The organism is Cupriavidus sp. 2SB (genome assembly GCF_005503625.1).
GTDB lineage: Bacteria > Pseudomonadota > Gammaproteobacteria > Burkholderiales > Burkholderiaceae > Cupriavidus.
Genome location: NZ_SCMX01000008.1, coordinates 115,626 through 132,457, shown reverse-complemented (window position 1 = coordinate 132,457; position 16,832 = coordinate 115,626). Strand labels below are relative to the sequence as shown.

Annotated in this window: 15 protein-coding genes; 2 read left to right on the top strand and 13 right to left on the bottom strand. The window is 64.3% G+C overall.

Annotation, left to right across the window (positions count from 1 at the left end):
* Window positions 1-896 (top strand): LysR substrate-binding domain-containing protein (locus tag FFS21_RS06180; protein ID WP_249359182.1); only part of this gene is annotated, 896 nt, incomplete at its 5' end.
* 14 nt (window positions 897-910) lie between these two features.
* On the opposite strand, the gene FFS21_RS06175 is transcribed toward FFS21_RS06180, so the two are convergent.
* From FFS21_RS06175 to FFS21_RS06125, 12 genes are all read right to left on the bottom strand, one after another.
* A complete protein-coding gene (locus tag FFS21_RS06175; protein WP_137924031.1) occupies window positions 911-2,017 on the bottom strand; it encodes a M14 family metallopeptidase in 1,107 nt (368 codons plus the stop codon).
* A 78-nt stretch (window positions 2,018-2,095) separates the two neighbouring features.
* Window positions 2,096-2,878 (bottom strand): hypothetical protein, encoded by a 783-nt coding sequence (locus FFS21_RS06170; protein ID WP_137924030.1) that lies wholly within the window; start codon window positions 2,876-2,878, stop codon window positions 2,096-2,098.
* 59 nt (window positions 2,879-2,937) lie between these two features.
* The gene (locus tag FFS21_RS31950; protein WP_171020332.1) at window positions 2,938-3,075 is read right to left on the bottom strand and encodes a hypothetical protein; all 138 of its coding nucleotides are present in this window, start codon (window positions 3,073-3,075) and stop codon (window positions 2,938-2,940) included.
* Window positions 3,076-3,156: 81 nt separating this feature from the next.
* The gene (locus FFS21_RS06165; protein WP_137924029.1) at window positions 3,157-4,371 is read right to left on the bottom strand and encodes a KPHS_23130 family T6SS system protein; all 1,215 of its coding nucleotides are present in this window, start codon (window positions 4,369-4,371) and stop codon (window positions 3,157-3,159) included.
* 182 nt (window positions 4,372-4,553) lie between these two features.
* Window positions 4,554-5,381 carry a M55 family metallopeptidase gene (locus FFS21_RS06160; protein ID WP_137924028.1) on the bottom strand — a complete coding sequence of 276 codons (828 nt, stop codon included), beginning with the start codon at window positions 5,379-5,381 and terminating at the stop codon, window positions 4,554-4,556.
* Window positions 5,378-6,412 carry a DmpA family aminopeptidase gene (locus tag FFS21_RS06155; protein WP_137924027.1) on the bottom strand — a complete coding sequence of 345 codons (1,035 nt, stop codon included), beginning with the start codon at window positions 6,410-6,412 and terminating at the stop codon, window positions 5,378-5,380. Before FFS21_RS06155 ends, FFS21_RS06160 begins: the two co-directional genes overlap by 4 nt.
* Before the next feature lie 4 nt (window positions 6,413-6,416).
* Complete coding sequence (gene gsiD / locus FFS21_RS06150; RefSeq protein ID WP_137924026.1) at window positions 6,417-7,316, bottom strand: glutathione ABC transporter permease GsiD; 900 nt, start codon at window positions 7,314-7,316, stop codon at window positions 6,417-6,419.
* A 10-nt stretch (window positions 7,317-7,326) separates the two neighbouring features.
* Window positions 7,327-8,247, bottom strand: coding sequence for a glutathione ABC transporter permease GsiC (gene gsiC / locus FFS21_RS06145; RefSeq protein WP_137924025.1), 921 nt, complete (start codon window positions 8,245-8,247; stop codon window positions 7,327-7,329).
* Window positions 8,248-8,567: 320 nt separating this feature from the next.
* Complete coding sequence (gene gsiB / locus FFS21_RS06140) at window positions 8,568-10,094, bottom strand: glutathione ABC transporter substrate-binding protein GsiB (protein ID WP_370459304.1); 1,527 nt, start codon at window positions 10,092-10,094, stop codon at window positions 8,568-8,570.
* 58 nt (window positions 10,095-10,152) lie between these two features.
* On the bottom strand, window positions 10,153-12,045 hold the full coding sequence (locus FFS21_RS06135; RefSeq protein WP_137924023.1) for a dipeptide ABC transporter ATP-binding protein: 1,893 nt from the start codon (window positions 12,043-12,045) through the stop codon (window positions 10,153-10,155).
* A gap of 1 nt (window position 12,046) precedes the next feature.
* Window positions 12,047-13,018, bottom strand: coding sequence for an isoaspartyl peptidase/L-asparaginase family protein (locus FFS21_RS06130; protein ID WP_137924022.1), 972 nt, complete (start codon window positions 13,016-13,018; stop codon window positions 12,047-12,049).
* A 13-nt stretch (window positions 13,019-13,031) separates the two neighbouring features.
* The gene (locus FFS21_RS06125) at window positions 13,032-13,934 is read right to left on the bottom strand and encodes a MurR/RpiR family transcriptional regulator (protein WP_137924021.1); all 903 of its coding nucleotides are present in this window, start codon (window positions 13,932-13,934) and stop codon (window positions 13,032-13,034) included.
* Window positions 13,935-14,179: 245 nt separating this feature from the next.
* Between FFS21_RS06125 and FFS21_RS06120 the strand changes: the two genes are divergently transcribed.
* Complete coding sequence (locus FFS21_RS06120; RefSeq protein WP_137924037.1) at window positions 14,180-16,111, top strand: ATP-binding cassette domain-containing protein; 1,932 nt, start codon at window positions 14,180-14,182, stop codon at window positions 16,109-16,111.
* Between the two features lie 157 nt (window positions 16,112-16,268).
* Here FFS21_RS06120 and FFS21_RS06115 read toward each other — a convergent pair whose 3' ends face one another.
* Window positions 16,269-16,757, bottom strand: a complete 489-nt coding sequence (locus FFS21_RS06115; RefSeq protein ID WP_137924020.1) for a disulfide bond formation protein B — start codon at window positions 16,755-16,757, stop codon at window positions 16,269-16,271.
* Between the last annotated feature and the right edge of the window lie 75 nt (window positions 16,758-16,832).

Sequence of the window (16,832 nt, the reverse complement as noted above, 5' to 3'; positions counted from 1 at the left end):
TCACCCCCCTTCCCCCGCTTGCCTGCCTCGTTGCCTTCGAATCGGCGATGCGGCATGGCAGTTTCACCCGCGCTGCTTCCGAACTCCATCTGACGCAAAGTGCGATCAGCCGCCAGGTGGCGCAGCTCGAACGATTCCTCGGCAAGAAGCTGTTCATCCGCGAACCGCGTGCGTTGCGACTGACCGTCAGCGGGCAGCAATACGCCGAGCAGGTGCAGCGGCTGCTGGTAGGCTGCGCGGAGGCCACCGAGGACGTGATGAAGCGCAAGGGCCAGGTCGAGCTGACCGTCGCGTGTTCCTCGGGCGTAGCGGTGCTGTGGCTGACACCGCGGCTGGCAACGTTCCGGGCGCGGCATCCGGACTTCCACGTGCGGCTGTTGGTCAACGATAGCCTGGCTTCGCTATCGGGCACCGATTTCGATATCGGCCTGTACTACCTGCGCGAAGGAGCACCAGGCGGCATGGCGTCGCGACGGCTGTATGACGAGGAGGTCTTCCCGGTCTGCGCGCCGCACTATCTCGAAGGCCGCCAATTACGCGCGGCCGACCTGCCGAAGGAGTCGCTGCTCGTGCTGGAAGATGCGCAGCGCATCTGGATGTCGTGGCCGACCTGGTTCGCGCACAACGGCCTGCGCGAGACGCGCTTCGAGCGCGAACTCGTGGCCAACACCTATCCGGTGCTGGTGCAAATGGCCATCGAAGGCCAGGGCATCGTGCTGGCGTGGCGCCATATGATCGACCGGTGCCTCGATACGGGCCTGCTGGTACGCGCCTGCGACGCCAGTGCGTCACTGGGCGGCGGCTATTACGCGGTGTGGCCGCGCGATCGCGCCGAGCCAGCCGCGGCGCGGGCCTTCCGCCAGTGGCTGATTGAGGAAAGCGGCGCCGATGCGTGAACCCGCTCGCAACCTTACGCGTGCAGCGCCTTGTGCACGGCGTCGGTAACCTGCGTCACCACACCTTCGCGCCAGTCATCGGCATCCCCGTAGAACGCCTGCCACATTGCCCGCCGGATCAGCGCCCGCTGGTTCTCGTCGGCTTCCGGATGCACATGAAGCCAGTGATCGCCCCGCAGCGCGTCAAGCACCTCGGCCAGCGGCAGCGTACCGAACTCCAGCGCCACGCCAGCGTAGTCCACCGCCGGCAGCGTCTGCGGCACCGCCAGCCACGCCAGCCCGGTCAGGTTCGCGGATGTTGACGATCCATCGTAGATCGACGTCACGCCGTTACCCCAGATCGCCTGCGTGCGCTGCAACTGCCCCGCATCGTCCGGGCCCATGTAGATTGGCTCGCCATAGCCCCACGGGCCGAGTCCCGTATGTACATCGATCCAGCGCAATGACCGACGCCCCGCGCCGAAGCGCGCCAGGATGCGCCGCAACGTGTAGTTGCTCCACGTTGCCTTCTGCCCGCCGAAGAACATGCCTGCCGGGTCCTGGTATTGACCCGCACTGACTGCCGCCTGATACCACGCCATGCCCTTGCGCGACACGGTGGCCATCAGCGCCGTGTGGTCTTCGCATGATGGCGGCCATTGCGGGGGCAGCAGCAGCGGCGCCACCTCGGCATAGGCCGGATTGCCGGGCAATGGCTGCTCGAAATCCATGAAGTTGCGATTGAGGTCGACGTTGTCCTCGTTCACGCGGCGCAAGTGCGAGAAACCGTACGGATTCACCGCATGCACCAGCAACAGCGCGGTATTTGCCGCGCGGCACGCATCGTGCAGCCCCCTATCGGCCAGCAGCGCCACCTGCGCGCCGCCACCGCAGAACCCTTCCGCGCCATGTGTACCAGAGGTCACCATCAGCACGCGCGGCGCGTCGGCATCGCCCACCCAGGCCACGTCCATGGCCAGTACCTCGCCCTCATGGCCGATTTCGGTGGGATGGGGAAACTCGGTCAGCGCGGCGCCGCAGGCGTGGGCGGCATTCAGAAACTTCTTTCTCGCCTCGGCGTACGAGCGCGCGAAATATTGAGAAACAGGGGAAACAAGGGATGCGTCGGGACTGGCTGGCATGGCGGGACGGGGCCTGGGCCAAGTGGGGATGCCGCCAATGTACCGCCATTCGGCGTGCGATGTGGTGACCGCCGTGCGCTAGAACAGTTCCTTTGCTCCGCCCCTGCCCCGGTCATTCGTCTTGTTGCCGTTCTCGGCCTTCGCGCCATCGTCGGGCCATGCCGAGCGGAATGCATGCGGATGCATGACGATGCCGGCCGCCTCGATCTGCGCGGCGGACAACACCAGATGTCTGGCCAGCCAGTCATGCAGGCTGCGCAGAAAACGTATGCGATCCACACGGTTCGATGCGGCAATCAGCCATTCAAGCTTGACGTGCGCGGTATAGACGTCGAGCAGGTTCACACTCTTGAGCTTGGGCGGCGTGGCCGCGCTGCGCTCGATAGCCAGTACGCGCTGCACCTGCGCATGCTCCAGCGGACGCCCGGCAACGATCTGCTGATACAGGTCTTCGAGCGCCGCAAACCTCACGGTCGGCTGCACGCGCGGCACGCCGGCTACCTTGTCCATCCGCAGCACCACATAGCGCGTGGCGGCGTTGCGCCGTTCCAGCGCCAACTCCGCCGCCGTGGGCTTGCGGCGCGGCAGCGTCGCGAACGCCGCATCCACGCGCTGGATGGCATCGCGCTCGGTAAAGTCGGGAATCTGGTCGAGCGTGGCCGGCACCGCCAGCGCGGCCCGCGCGCATTCGAGACCGAAGGGATACTCGTGGCCGTCCGGCCCGCGCAGAATCCACGCGTGCCCCTCGGGAAAGCCGTGATGCCGCCCGCCCTTCGCGCTGCGTGCGTGGCAACGCGTGGTGGTCGGATCGGCAAAATCCTTGCGAACGGGAATCCAGCTCCCGGGCAGGGGTGAGGTCATGTGGGGTGGCAATTGAGGATGGCGGGCGCCATTGTCCCACGGTCGCTCAGTTTCTCCGGTTATTGCGTGGCAAACACGCGCGTCGGCAATACAAATCCGCGCAGCGTCAGCAACTCCAGCGGACCCTGGCCCGCCTCTGTCCGCAGCAGGTAACGGATGGGGCCGCCCACCTGCGTCGGGCCGGGTGTCGGCGCCATTGCTGCGCGAGGGGTCAGGCTTTCGGGGTCTGCATGGGCATGACGAATCGCGTCGGGGACGTGAGCCTGGCGACCTCAGTATTACTTCGGTTCCTGTTGCGATCCGCTGCCGCAGCCAAATACGGAACCAAGCCGATATCCTTCCTCTTCCCGAGACACCACCGCTTGCGACTCACCCGTTGATACCGTACGCGCCACGGCCATGGCGATGGTCAACCAGAACCCCGCCACCCCGGCGTTTCCCAGCGCCACATCGACATCGAGAATGTTGACGGGATCTGACCTAAATTTCGTAACAATCCGATCAAGTCTGCGAGCAGCGCGCAGTGCGGGCTCGTCGTCCGCTGACAAACCATACGCCCATAGATACTGCGACTTGTACGCCGAAGCGACACCCACTGCGCCGGATAGATTTCCCACAGCGGGATTACCGATCGGAGGCAGAAGCGCGAGCGGCGCCACGTTATCCCGCATCGCGGTCAGCATCTCGCCAAACAGGAGCGTGACCACAGCTTCGGCGCTGTTCGCCATCTCCACCTCATGAAGCTGAATGGCGACGAGCAACACATACTTCTCCGACATAGCGTCACCGTCAGCATCGAACCAGCCATCCAAGGTCATCGATCCGTGTGGCAACGGCTCGATCTCTGCCTCCACCGGCCGCAAGCCCGCCGCATGCCAGCACGCGTTCCACGCAAGTCGGAATACTTCATGATGAGTTGGCGAAGGGACAATCAGACGCACCTCCAATTGCCGGCTCTCGGGTAACCGACGCACAGCGTCTGCGATCCGCTCCACCACGATGGGAAGCATGGCCTGAATGCGCGCCAGCCGACCACCTTCTCCAGCGAGATCAAGACGGGTGTGCCGCACCGGAGCAACACCAATTTTTCGAACCCGCAATGCCGCCCCGGCCCCCTCGATCTGCCCCGCTATCGCTTCGGTACCGAGGGCAGTCCAGCAGGCTGCATCCATGATAGCGAGCATAGATGCAGAAGATTCGACCGGTTCCTCGCGTTTCGCCCGAAGGTCCGCCAATTCTTCGGCGAACTCGCTTTTGGCCTTGCGATGGTCTTGCCACAGCAAGGCGTAGTGGCCCAGCCAGACCAGCACCGACGCACCCAGCGTGCCGGGCCACAACCATGGCATTTCCACTCGTTGTTCAGCCGTCCACATCAGCAGCACGATTACCGCGTTAACCGCAATAAACACCGGAAGCGACGCGACCCACCACACCACGCTTGGTGGCTTGGGCCCACCGGCTTCAGTTAGGAAAAACGGCCTTTCCGTTGTCATGACATCCCTCGATAGCTACATCCAAACGCGGCAAGCTACCGGGGAATTTCTGAAAATGAAATAGCTGAAACGGCCTCTTCTAACGCATCACAAACTGCAGCGAAATACAGTTGAATTTCGTATTTTTGTGGTGTTCGCCGATGAGGCCCAGGCACTAGATATGCCTCGGCCCATGCACCGATTTACTTCAACATGAACGACATCGCCGAGCAGCAGTTCAGCATGCGCACGGCGGCCTGCACGTTGGGGGCGGTGAAGGTTAGCGTGACGCCATCCACGCGTTCGAAGGTGGGCCATTGGCAGAACAGGTCGGCGTGGGCCGGGGTCTGGGTCTGCAGGCGGCAGGTAATCGGGCCTGCCAGTTCGAAGCAGCGCGCCTGGGGTTGCGCGATGGCGGCGCGTGTGGCGGTCTCGGCTGCGGCGGCGATCGCTTCGCGGGCGGCGGCGGGTGAGAGCGATGTGCCGCTGCCCTGCCCGCCGGCGGTCTTGGTCTGTACGTAGTGCACCCACGGCATCAGCGGGCGGGTTTCGGCGATGAACACGTCGTCGCCGCTGGCCATCAGTACGGGCACATCGAACTCGCCTGCCAGGGCGGCATAAATGCCCGCCTCTCCCAGTTCCAGTCCGTTGAACCAGACGCGTGCAAACGCGCCGCTGTTGATCGTGTGGGCCAGTACGCCCCGGCTTTGCGCGCGGCCGTGGTAGCCGATCATGAACACGCCATCGCAATCCTGCTCCACGCCAGCCACCATGCTCAGGTAACGCGGCTTGCCGAGCACGAGTTGGGCGCGCGGATCGATCTGGTCCGGCAGCAGGTTACGGAAGCCGCCATGCGAATCATTGACGAGGACTTCGGTGGCACCGCCGGCGAATGCGCCCTGCACGGCGGCATTGGCCTCGCCGGTCATCCATGCGCGGGCGCGTTCGTATTCGCCGTTGCCAGCGCGCGTCTGCTCCGGATGGAACACGCCAGCCACGCCCTCGATATCGGCGGAAATCAGGATCTTCATGCGTTCAGGTCTTGCAGGATGTCGCGCAGTGCGCGGCGGATATGGCCATCGCGGCCCTGTACGGTCTCGGCATGCCACAGTGCATGAACGATGGCCTGCTCCACGCTATCGGCGGCCGCGCGGAACAGCGGATCGAGTTTCGATTCATGCACCATCGACATGGCAGGCATCGGTGCATCGGCAGCGTGCGGAACGGTATAGGCCGTGGTGAATGCCAGCGCGATATCTCCCGAGCCGTGTCCGTAGACCGAACCAGTACGCGCCAGCCCGGTGCCGGCGCGCATCGAGAGGCGGCGCAACTGCCTCGCGTCGAGCGGTGCATCGGTGGCCACGATCATGATGATCGAACCCTTCTCGGGTTCGGCCAGTTGCTTCAATGTCTTCTCGAGCACCGCGCCAAGCGGACGGCCCGCGAGGATCAGCGAATCCGGCGTACCAAAGTTCGACAGCACCAGTGCGCCGACGGAATAGCCGCTGGCCATGCGCGATGCAGTGCCGATGCCGCCCTTGGCCCCGAACGACGACATCCCGCGCCCCGCCCCGACTGCGCCCTGCTCCACGTCCTGCCCAGCCGCCGCAAGCGCCGCGTCATAGTGCGACGCCAGCACGGCCATGGCCTGGATATCGTTCAGGTAACCATCATTGCATTCGAAGACCAGCGGATTGACCGTGGGCCACGCGCGGCCGATCTCGGGATTGGCCGCGATGGCGGCGCGGATCTGCGCCTGCGCCAGCGCGCCTACCGAGAACGTGTTGGTCAGCGCCAGCGGTGTTTCCAGCACACCCAGTTCGTCCACCTGCACCAGTCCGATGCTTTTGCCGAAACCGTTGAGCACCGTAGCCGCTGCCGGCACCTTGTCGCGGTACACGTCGCCCGCGTGCGGACGGATCACGGTCACGCCGGTCTGGCATGCGCCATCGGCCAGCGTGCAGTGCCCGACCGTGATGCCGGCTACATCGGTGATCGCGTTGCGCGGCCCGGCGGGCAGCGTGCCGACTACCGGAGCCGGCGCATTGGGAACGTCCGCCATGGAATCAGCGACGATCGATCTTCGGGTCCAGCGCATCGCGCAGACCGTCGCCAAGCAGGTTGAACGCGAGCACGGTCAGGAAGATGGCCAAGCTCGGGAAGATCGCAACGTGCGGTGCGGTGACCATGTCGGCACGGGCTTCGTTGAGCATCGCGCCCCATTCGGGCGTAGGCGGTTGCGCGCCGAGACCGAGGAACGACAAGCCAGCGGCAGTGATGATCGACGTACCGATCCGCATCGAGAAGTACACGACGATCGACGAGACCGTACCGGGCAGGATATGTCGCGTCAGGATCGTGAAGTCCGAGGCGCCGATACTGCGCGCAGCTTCCACGTAGGTCAGGCGCTTGAGCACCAGCGTGTTGCCGCGCACGAGCCGCGCAAACGCCGGCACGCTGAACACCGCCACGGCAAAGATCACGTTGACCATGCCGTTGCCCAGGATGGCCACGATGGCAATCGCCAGCAGGATGCCGGGGAAAGCGAACAGCACGTCGCAGATTCGCGTGACGATGCGATCCCACCAGCCTTCGTAGTAGCCGGCCATCAGGCCGAGCACCGTGCCGATGATCGCGCCGATGATGACGGAAAAGAAGCCGGCCGCCAGGGAGATGCGCGTGCCTGCCAGGATGCGGCTGAAAATGTCGCGGCCCAGCGAATCGACACCCATCCAGTGCGCCATCGATGGGCCCGCGTTCAGCGCATCGTAGTCGAAGTAGTTCTCGGGATCGAACGGCGCAATGTACGGTGCCAGCACGGCAATCACTACCAGCAACAGTACAAAGGCGCCCGCGCCCAGCGCCAGATGCTGGCGGCGGAACTTGCGCCAGAACTCGGTCCAGGGGGTACGTACGGCTTCCGGTGCGGAAACCGGTGCGGCGGCGGACGTGGAAAGCTCGGTCATGTCAGCCTCCTTACTTGTAGCGGATGGTGGGGTTGATCACGGTGTAGAGCATGTCCACCACCAGGTTGATCAGGATGAATTCGAGCGAGAACAGCAGGACCTCGGCCTGGATGACCGGATAGTCGCGCATCTCCACGGCGTCCACGAGCAGGCGTCCCAGGCCCGGCCAGTTGAACACCTTCTCCACGAGGATCGAGCCGCCCAGCAGGAAGCCGAACTGCAGGCCCATCATCGTCACCACGGGAATCATGGCGTTGCGCAGCGTGTGCTTGGCCACCACTACGGTTTCACGCACGCCCTTGGCACGGGCGGTGCGCACAAAATCTTCCTGCAGCACTTCGATGAACGAAGCCCGCGTGAAACGCGCCATCACGGCGGCCACGGCGGCGCCCAGCGTCAGCGACGGCAGAATGTAGTGCTTCCAGGTATCGGCGCCAATCGACGGCAGCCAGCCCAGTTGCACCGAGAACACTTCCATCAGCAGCATGCCGAGCGCGAAGGCAGGGAACGAGATACCGGAGACGGCCAGCGTCATGCCCAACCGGTCCGGCCATTTGTTACGCCACACCGCCGACGTGATGCCGATGATCATGCCGAAGATGACAGCCCACACCATCGAGGCCAGCGTCAGGTAAAGCGTGGGCAGGAAGCGTTCGCCGATCTCCTCGGAGACGGGGCGCTTGCTGCGCAGCGACGTGCCGAACTCCCCCCGCAACGCATTCGTGAAGAAATGCACGAACTGCTCGTGCATGGGCTTGTCGAGTCCAAGATCCTTGCGGACGAGTTCCACAGTGGCCTGGTCGGCCTCGGGGCCGGCAGCCAGCCGTGCGGGATCGCCAGGCAAGAGGTGGACGAACAGGAATACCAACACCGCCACGATCAGCATGGTGGGTATCACGCCCAGGAAACGTTTGAGGAAATAATTCAGCATCTGACACCAGAAAACAGAAATTTGAGGCCGGCGGCCGCCCGCCCTTTCACCCCGCAATACACAGGCAGGCGGCCTCGCGGCTTACCGCTTTACAGCAACAGCTTGTTATGGGTACTGCTACCACTTCTCTTATTACTGCAACGGCAAACTGCTACCGCTTTACTACTCCCCTCTCCCGCGAGCGGGAGAGGGGTTGGGGGTGAGGGCAAGCCTTTCGCTACCGATCACGCATATCGCGCAACCACCGCCTGCCCTCACCCCCGCCCCTCTCCCAGAGGGAGAGGGGAGAAAATCAACAGCGGGAGAAAACCACCCACTCCTTACTGCTTGATATCGATCTCGTCGAAGTTGAACGAGCCGTCAGGCATCACGAAGGCACCGGTCAGGCGCTTCGAGCGTGCGTAGACGATTTTCTCGGTCACCAGGAAGGCCCACGGTGCGTCCTTCCAGATGCGTTCCTGCGCGTCCTTGTACAGCTTCGACTTCTCGGCGCGGTCAGTCGTGCGCAGGGCGCCGGCGATGTCGGCGTCGACCTGGTCGTTCTTGTAGTACGCGGTGTTCAGCAGCTTGGGCGGCATCGATTCCGAGGCCAGCAGCGGACGCAGCGCCCAGTCCGATTCACCGGTCGACGACGACCAGCCCACGTAGTACATGCGCACGCCAGCGTCTTCCGGCTTCTGCACCGATTCCACGCGCTCCACGCGCTGGCCGGCTTCCAGTGCCTGCACCTGAGCCTTGATGCCAACCTGCTGCAGTTGCTGCTGCACGAACTGGATCACCTTCTGCGCGGTGGTGTGGTTATAGGCCGACCACAGCGTGGTCTCGAAACCGTTCGGGTAGCCGGCTTCCTTCAGCAGCTCGCGCGCCTTGGCCGGGTTGTACGGCCACGGGCCCAGCTTTTCGGCATAGTCCACGCCCTTGGGCACCACGCCCTCGGCCGGGATCGCATGGCCGGCGAACGCCACCTTGACCAGCGCGTCCTTGTTGATCGCGTAGTTGATGGCCTGGCGCACCTTCGGGTCGTTGAACGGCTTGACCTGGGTGTTGAACGACAGGTAGCGCTGGATGATCGACGGCGAGTCGATCAGGTCCACCTTCGGGCTGGCCTTGAGCACGGCAGCCTGTTCGAACGGGATGCTGAACGCGAAGTCAGCCTCGCCGGTCTGCATCACGGCCGAACGCGTGTTGTTGTCCACCACGGGCTTCCAGGTGATCGTGTCGATCTTCGGATAGCCGGTCTTCCAGTAGCCTGCGAATTTCTTGCCCTTCAGGTAATCGGTCTGCTTCCATTCGACGAACTCGAACGGGCCCGTACCCACCGGGTTGAAGGCGATGTCCTTGCCGTACTTCTTCAGCGCGGTCGGGCTGATCATCACCGCCGACGGGTGAGCCAGCACGTTGATGAACGGCGAGAACGGCTCCTTGAGCGTCACGCGAGCGGTGTACTGATCCACCACTTCGGTCTTGGCCACGCGGTTGAACAGCGTGTAGCGCTTGAGCTTGTTGGCCGGATCGGTCACGCGATCGAAGTTGGCCTTGACCGCGGTGGCATCGAACGTGGTGCCGTCATGGAACTTCACGTTCTTCTTGAGCTTGAACGTGTAAACCAGGCCGTCCTTGCTCACGTCATAGCTTTCGGCCAGCACGTTGATGAGCTTCAGGTCCTTGTCGAAACCGAACAGGCCCTGGTAGAACGATTTGGTAGCGGCCTGCGACAGCGTGTCGTTGGCATCGTACGGGTCCAGCGTGGTGAACGTGGAATACACGGCCATCACCGCATCCTTGGCGGCAAAGGCCGGCGCGGCGGCCATCATGCCCATCGCGCCCACTGCGGCAGCACCGGCCATCAGCCGGAAAGAAACCTTCGACATCTCTTCTCCTCTAGGGAAATTCAGGGACTGCAAATCAATAGGCGCCGCCAACGGCGTGCCGGGCTACAAAGTGCCCTTGCGCCCCGCTGCCAGCAACGGCTACCAGTGGCTGCACCACCGGTTCGTCGCCAACCGCGCGGATCGGGCTGGGAATTTCATCGGACAACGGCTCGCGCTTCAGATGGCGGCGCGCCGGATCGGCGATGGGTACTGCAGACATCAGCTTCTTCGTGTACGGGTGCTGCGGATTCTCGAAGATCGCGCGGCGCGGGCCGATCTCGACGATCTGGCCCAGATACATGACCGCCACGCGATGGCTGACGCGCTCCACCACGGCCATGTCATGCGAGATGAACAGAAAGGCCACGCCCAGCTCGCGCTGCAGGTCGAGCATCAGGTTGACGATCTGCGCCTGGATCGATACGTCCAGCGCGGAAACCGATTCATCGGCCACCACCACTTTCGGATTCAGTGCGAGTGCGCGCGCGATACAGATCCGCTGGCGCTGGCCGCCCGAGAACTCGTGCGGATAGCGCGAGGCATGTGCCGCCGTCAAACCCACCTTCTCCAGCAGCCACGCCACACGGGCTTCGGCTTCCTTGCCGCTGGCTACCTTGTGCACCAGCAGCGGTTCCATGATCGAGTAACCCACCGGCACGCGCGGATCGAGCGATGCGTACGGGTCCTGGAAGATGAACTGGATATTGCGGCGCAGTGCCTGCAACGCCGGGCCCTGCATCTGGCTGATGTTCTGGCCGGCGAATTCGATGGTGCCGCTCTGCGCATCCACCAGACGCAGCAGCGAACGGCCTGTCGTGGACTTGCCGCAGCCCGACTCGCCCACCAGCGCGAGCGTTTCGCCCGGATAGAGATCGAAGCTGACCTGCTCCACCGCATGCACGCGGCGCGTGACCTTGCCGAACAGGCCGCCCGGCACGTCGAAGCGCGTGACCAGATCCTTCACGCGAAGGATCGGCTGGGCACCGGCGGGAATCGTGTCCTGCGGCAGTTCCTTGACCGGCGCAGCCGCGTCATTGACCTGCACCAGCGGGAAACGCGCGGGCAGGTCGGTGCCCGACATCGCGCCGAGCTTCGGCACGGCCGACAGCAGCGCGCGCGTATATGGATGGGCCGGAGCGTGGAACACATCGTCGGACGTGCCCTCTTCCACTTTCTCGCCACGGAACATCACCAGCACGCGGTCCGCCACTTCGGCCACCACGCCCATGTCGTGGGTGATGAAGACCACGCCCATGTCCATCTCGGACTGCAGGTTGCGGATCAGTTGCAGGATTTCGGCCTGGATCGTCACGTCCAGCGCGGTGGTCGGCTCATCGGCAATCAGCAGCGCCGGCTTGCACGACAGCGCCATGGCGATCATCACGCGCTGACGCATGCCGCCCGAAAGTTGATGCGGGAAGCGGTCCAGCACGCGGCGCGCCTCGGGAATACGCACCAGTTCGAGCATGCGCAATGCCTCGGCCCGCGCGGCGGACTTGGACTTGCCCTGGTGCAGCCGGATCGATTCGGCGATCTGCTCGCCCACCGGGAACACCGGGTTCAGCGACGTCATCGGCTCCTGGAAAATCATCGCCATGTCCGAACCACGCGCACCGCGCAGCGTCGCTTCGGACGAGTTGACCAGATCCAGCACCTCGCCGCTACGGCGACGCAGGAGCATGCTGCCGCCCGCGATCTTGCCGCCGCCGTGCTCCACCAGACGCATCAGCGCCAGCGACGTGACCGATTTGCCCGATCCCGATTCACCGACCACGGCCAGCGTCTCGCCACGGTCGACGTGGAAGGACAAGTTGCGCACCGCCTCCACCGTCCGCTCCGACGTGGAAAATCGCACGGTCAGGTTGTCCACCGCCACCGCACGATTGGGCGGCAGCACAATGCCCTGCTTTGAAACTGTATTCGCCATATCAGCCGTAAATCCAGACGTTGACCGGTTCACCCACGCGGGCCACGCCGCGGTACATGCCTTCGGTGTTGAAAGGCAGCGTAACGTTGCCCGCGCGATCCACCGCGATCAGGCCGCCACGGCCCTGAATGGCCGGCAGCTTTTCCATGACCACGCGCCGCGCCGATTCCTCCAGCGACAGCCCCGCGTAGCGCATCTGCGCCGACACATCGAACGCCGCCGAAGTACGAATGAACATCTCGCCGGTGCCCGTGCAGGAGACCGCCGCGAAATCGTCGGCATAGCAGCCAGCGCCCAGCAGCGGCGTGTCGCCCACTCGGCCCACCTGCTTGTTGGTCACGCCGCCCGTCGAGGTAGCCGCCGCCACGTTGCCGTTGGCATCGCACGCCACTGCACCGACCGTACCGAATTTCTTGTCCGCGTCGAGCGGATCAGCTGCCTGGGCCGCCTTCGCAGCCAGCGTTGCCGCGTCATGATCGAGCAGCGCCATGCCGGCGGTTTCGCGGGCGCGCAGCCACTGGTCATGCCGTGCCTGCGTAAAGAAGTATTCCGGCGAGACGAGTTCCAGGCCTTGCGCTTCGGCAAACGCCTCGGCACCTTCGGCCGCGAACAACACGTGTTCGCTGTGCTCCAGCACCGCGCGCGCCGCCAGCACCGGGTTGCGCAGGCGCTTGACGCAGGCCACGGCACCCGCGTTCAGCGTGGCGCCATCCATGACCGAGGCATCGAGTTCGTAGGTGCCGGCGTGCGTCAGCACAGCGCCACGGCCGGCATTGAACAGCGGGCACTCTTCGAGCAGCCGCACGGCTTCGGTCACGGCGTCGAGCGCACTGCCGCCATCGGCCAGCACGCGCTGGCCGGCCAGCAATACCTGCTCCAGCGCCGCGGTGTACTCGCGTTCGCGCTGGGGGTCCATGGCCGCACGGGTAATCGTGCCGGCGCCGCCGTGGATGGCAATAACAGCTTGAGACATAGGTCCTTCTACTTCAGTCTTGGGTTTTCGATGCAGTGCGGCCATCGCGCGCACCGGGCGCGCCGTACAGCCACGGCAGCAGGAATTCGGTCATCTCGGCCGCCGCCTTCACGGAGCGCGCGGAACGGTAGGCCACGGCGCCACACAGCGCCTCGATCAGCGCCAGCACGGTGGCGTCGGAGTTGGCGGAAAGGCGATTGCCGGCATTGGCGTAGAGCGCGATATCGGCCAGCGGCGCCAGCGGCGATGTCGGGCCATCGGTCAGCGCCAGCAGCCGGCCGCCGTGTGCCTTGACGCGCTGCGCCAGCAGCATCGTGTCGGTCACGTAGCGCGGAAACGCCACCACGATGACCAGGTCTTCGGGCGTCAGCTTGAACAACTGCCGCGCCGCATGCGAGGCGCCACCGACGGTGGAGACCGACGTGACCATGCGGCAGTGCATTTCCAGCCCGTGCTGCATCAGCCCGGACAGGAAGCCACTGGCGCCGAAGCCCATCACGTAGACACGCTGGGCGCCAAGGATCGCATCGCAGGCACGCTCGACGGCATCGGCGTCGAGGTTGCGGCGTGTCTGTTCGAGGTTGCGCGCGCCGTCTTCCAGCGCAGCGGCGAAAACCTCGCCCACCGTGGTCGGACGCGCCAGTTCGTCGCGCAGCCGCTCCACCGGGGCCAGCGTGGCTTCGAAACCGCGCACCAACTCGGCGCGGAACTGCGGATAGCCGTCGAAGCCCAATGCCTTGGCGAAACGGTTGGCGGTGGCCACCGAGACATCCACGGCCGTGGCGAACTCGTCGATACGCATCGTCGCGGCGCGGAACAGGTTGTCCAGCACGTAGTTCGCCATGCGCTGATGTGCAGGCGTCAGTGTGGGCATGGCGCGGGCAATGCGTTCGGAAATCGTCTGGCCGTCGGACATGTCTTGAGCGAGGGTTTTCTGTATGAACCGGGAGCCACAATGAAAAGGCACTTTCCCGGTGCGTCGATCTATGTAAATAAATTTACACGCAAATGCTGTGCCCGGCAGAACGAAAGTGCAGGATTAGGGGAAATCCCTCAATACATGGCAGCAAACATGAAAGCTCCCGGTAAGCCTCGGAGAGCCGCAACCCATGGCGCGCTACAATGCCGGCCTGCCAAAAGAACCCGTTTCCGCTTCCCTCCGTGATACGAATCGACCAGCTTGTCCTCCAGCGCGGCACCAAGGTGCTGTTCGACCACACCACCGTCACGCTCAACCCCGGGGAGCGCGTGGGCCTTGTTGGCGCCAATGGCAGCGGTAAATCCACGCTGTTCGCCATGCTGCGCGGCGAGTTGCACCCGGATGGCGGCGATCTCTTCGTGCCGGCCCAATGGCGGATTGCCCACGTCGCGCAGGAAACGCCTGCCGTGGGACGCACTGCGGTGGAGTACGTGATCGATGGCGACACGCGCCTGCGCGATATCGAAGCGAAGATTGCCGCCGCGCAGGCCAGCGGCGACGGATCGGCGGAAGGCGAAGCCCATGCGGCCTATGCCGATGCCGATGGCTACACCGCCGCTGCGCGAGCCGAGGCGCTGTTGCTGGGGCTGGGTTTCACGCTGCCGCAGGTCTCGCAGCCAGTGGCCTCGTTCTCCGGCGGCTGGCGCATGCGCCTGAACCTGGCCCAGGCGCTGATGTGCCCCTCGGACCTGCTCCTGCTCGACGAACCGACAAACCACCTGGACCTCGACGCCATCGTCTGGTTGGAAGACTGGCTTGCACGCTATCAGGGCACGCTCGTCATGATTTCGCACGATCGCGAGTTTCTCGATGCCATCTGCACCGTGACGGTGCACATCGAGAACCAGCAGTTGAAGCGCTACGGCGGCAATTACACGCAATTCGAGACGATGCGGCTGCAGCAGATGGCCCAGCAGCAATCGGCCTACTCGCGCCAGCAGAAGGAAATCGCGCATCTGGAGTCTTTCATCACGCGCTTCAAGGCCAAGGCCACCAAGGCCCGGCAGGCGCAGAGCCGCGTCAAGGCTTTGGAGAAGATGGAGCGCCTGGCGCCGGTGCATGTGGCCGCTGGCTTCGCCTTCGAGTTCCGCGAGCCCGATTCGGCGCCGAACCCGATGATGGTGCTCGAAGGTGTGGACTGCGGCTACGCCGAGGCCGAGCCGCCCGTCACCATCTTGCACAAGCTGGCGATGTCGATCCAGAACGGGCAGCGCATTGGCCTGCTCGGCGCCAACGGCCAGGGCAAGTCCACACTGGTCAAGACGCTGGCCGGCACCCAGCCGCCGATGAACGGCACCGTACGGCTGGGCAAGGGCCTGGTCATCGGCTACTTCGCCCAGCATCAGCTCGAAACCCTCCGTGACCATGATTCCCCGCTGCAGCATCTGGCCCGCCTGGCGCCCGACGTCCGCGAGCAGGAACTGCGCGACTTCCTCGGCAGCTTCAACTTCCGGGGCGACATGGCAACGTCGCCCATCGAACCGTTCTCGGGCGGCGAGAAGGCGCGACTGGCCCTGTCGCTGATCGTCTGGCAAAAGCCCAATCTGCTGTTGCTCGACGAGCCGACCAACCACCTGGACCTCGACACCCGCGAAGCGCTGACCATGGCACTGGCCCAGTTCGAAGGCACGCTGATCCTGGTCTCGCACGATCGCCACCTGCTGCGCGCCACGTCCGACCAGTTCATGCTGGTGGCGGACGGCACGATCCGTCCGTTCGACGGCGACCTCGACGACTACCGCGACTGGCTGCTGCAACAGGCCGCCGCCAAGCGCAACGCCGCCGTGGCCAGCCATGCGTCGGAATCGACCGATGGCACGCCGAGCGTCAATCGCAAGGACCAGCGTCGCGCCGAAGCCGACGAACGCCAACGCCTGTCGATCCTGCGCAAGCCGCTGACCAAGGAACTGGAAAAGGTGGAGAAACGCATGTCGACGCTGCAGGCCGACAAGGCCGTGATCGATGCGTTCATGGCCGATTCTTCAAGCTATGAAGAGGCCAACAAGTCGAAGCTGATGGAGATGCTGAAACGCCAGGGCGAGGTGACCGGCGAACTGGATCAGCTTGAAGAGCGGTGGCTGGAGTTGCAGGAGCAGATTGAGCAGATTGCTTAGATCAGCTCAATCTGTTCTGGCTCCCCTCTCCCGCCTGCGGGAGAGGGGTTGGGGGTGAGGGCCGGAGGTTCTGCTTGCTGACCTCGTTGCAAGTTGCACCGCTTGCCCTCACCCCCGCCCCTCTCCCAGAGGGAGAGGGGAGCAAACCCGTGGCAGTTTAGTAACGATAATGCTTCTCCCGCCGAATCAACCCCACCGCCAGCGTCAGCGTCAGAATCACCAGCCAGATCAATGACCACGCCGGGATCGACAGACCCAGCAGCGGGGGCAGCGGCGCGGTGCACAGGCCGTCCGAGTAGAACAGTTGCGGCAACAGACGGGCTGTTGGCAGTTGGTTGACCCAGTTCTCCAGCGGGTCGATGCCACACGAAGCCTTGGGATTCAGCAGCAGCGACACGTGATATCCCGCCACGGCGATGCCAGCCACGCCGGACAGCATGCCCAGCCCCTGCCACAGCGTGCGGATGTTCTGTGCGATAGCAGCCAGCAGCGAGAAGATGCCGATGCCTACGAAAGCAAAACGCTGCATGACGCAGAGCGGGCACGGCTGGTAGCCCTCGACATGCTGCAGATAGAGTGCGGCGCCGACCATCGCGAAGGAAAGGATGGCAATCAGCAGGAAATAAGCTCTGGAGTTGGCTTGCATGAGTTAGCAGCAGGAATGGCGTCGAGGCGCATTATTACCCATTTTTCAACGGGTGATCCTGACCCCTGCGCAAAC

What these genes read in the sequence shown, in the direction of transcription:
- FFS21_RS06155 (WP_137924027.1), bottom strand. Translation starts at nt 6,412, where the DNA reads ATGGCGGACGTTCCCAATGCGCCGGCTCCGGTAGTCGGCACGCTGCCC.
- FFS21_RS06125 (WP_137924021.1), bottom strand. Translation starts at nt 13,934, where the DNA reads ATGTCCGACGGCCAGACGATTTCCGAACGCATTGCCCGCGCCATGCCC.
- FFS21_RS06175 (WP_137924031.1), bottom strand. Translation starts at nt 2,017, where the DNA reads ATGCCAGCCAGTCCCGACGCATCCCTTGTTTCCCCTGTTTCTCAATAT.
- FFS21_RS06135 (WP_137924023.1), bottom strand. Translation starts at nt 12,045, where the DNA reads ATGGCGAATACAGTTTCAAAGCAGGGCATTGTGCTGCCGCCCAATCGT.
- FFS21_RS06165 (WP_137924029.1), bottom strand. Translation starts at nt 4,371, where the DNA reads ATGACAACGGAAAGGCCGTTTTTCCTAACTGAAGCCGGTGGGCCCAAG.
- gsiB (WP_370459304.1), bottom strand. Translation starts at nt 10,094, where the DNA reads ATGGCCGGTGCTGCCGCAGTGGGCGCGATGGGCATGATGGCCGCCGCG.
- FFS21_RS06160 (WP_137924028.1), bottom strand. Translation starts at nt 5,381, where the DNA reads ATGAAGATCCTGATTTCCGCCGATATCGAGGGCGTGGCTGGCGTGTTC.
- FFS21_RS06170 (WP_137924030.1), bottom strand. Translation starts at nt 2,878, where the DNA reads ATGACCTCACCCCTGCCCGGGAGCTGGATTCCCGTTCGCAAGGATTTT.
- gsiD (WP_137924026.1), bottom strand. Translation starts at nt 7,316, where the DNA reads ATGACCGAGCTTTCCACGTCCGCCGCCGCACCGGTTTCCGCACCGGAA.
- FFS21_RS06115 (WP_137924020.1), bottom strand. Translation starts at nt 16,757, where the DNA reads ATGCAAGCCAACTCCAGAGCTTATTTCCTGCTGATTGCCATCCTTTCC.
- FFS21_RS31950 (WP_171020332.1), bottom strand. Translation starts at nt 3,075, where the DNA reads ATGGCGCCGACACCCGGCCCGACGCAGGTGGGCGGCCCCATCCGTTAC.
- gsiC (WP_137924025.1), bottom strand. Translation starts at nt 8,247, where the DNA reads ATGCTGAATTATTTCCTCAAACGTTTCCTGGGCGTGATACCCACCATG.
- FFS21_RS06130 (WP_137924022.1), bottom strand. Translation starts at nt 13,018, where the DNA reads ATGTCTCAAGCTGTTATTGCCATCCACGGCGGCGCCGGCACGATTACC.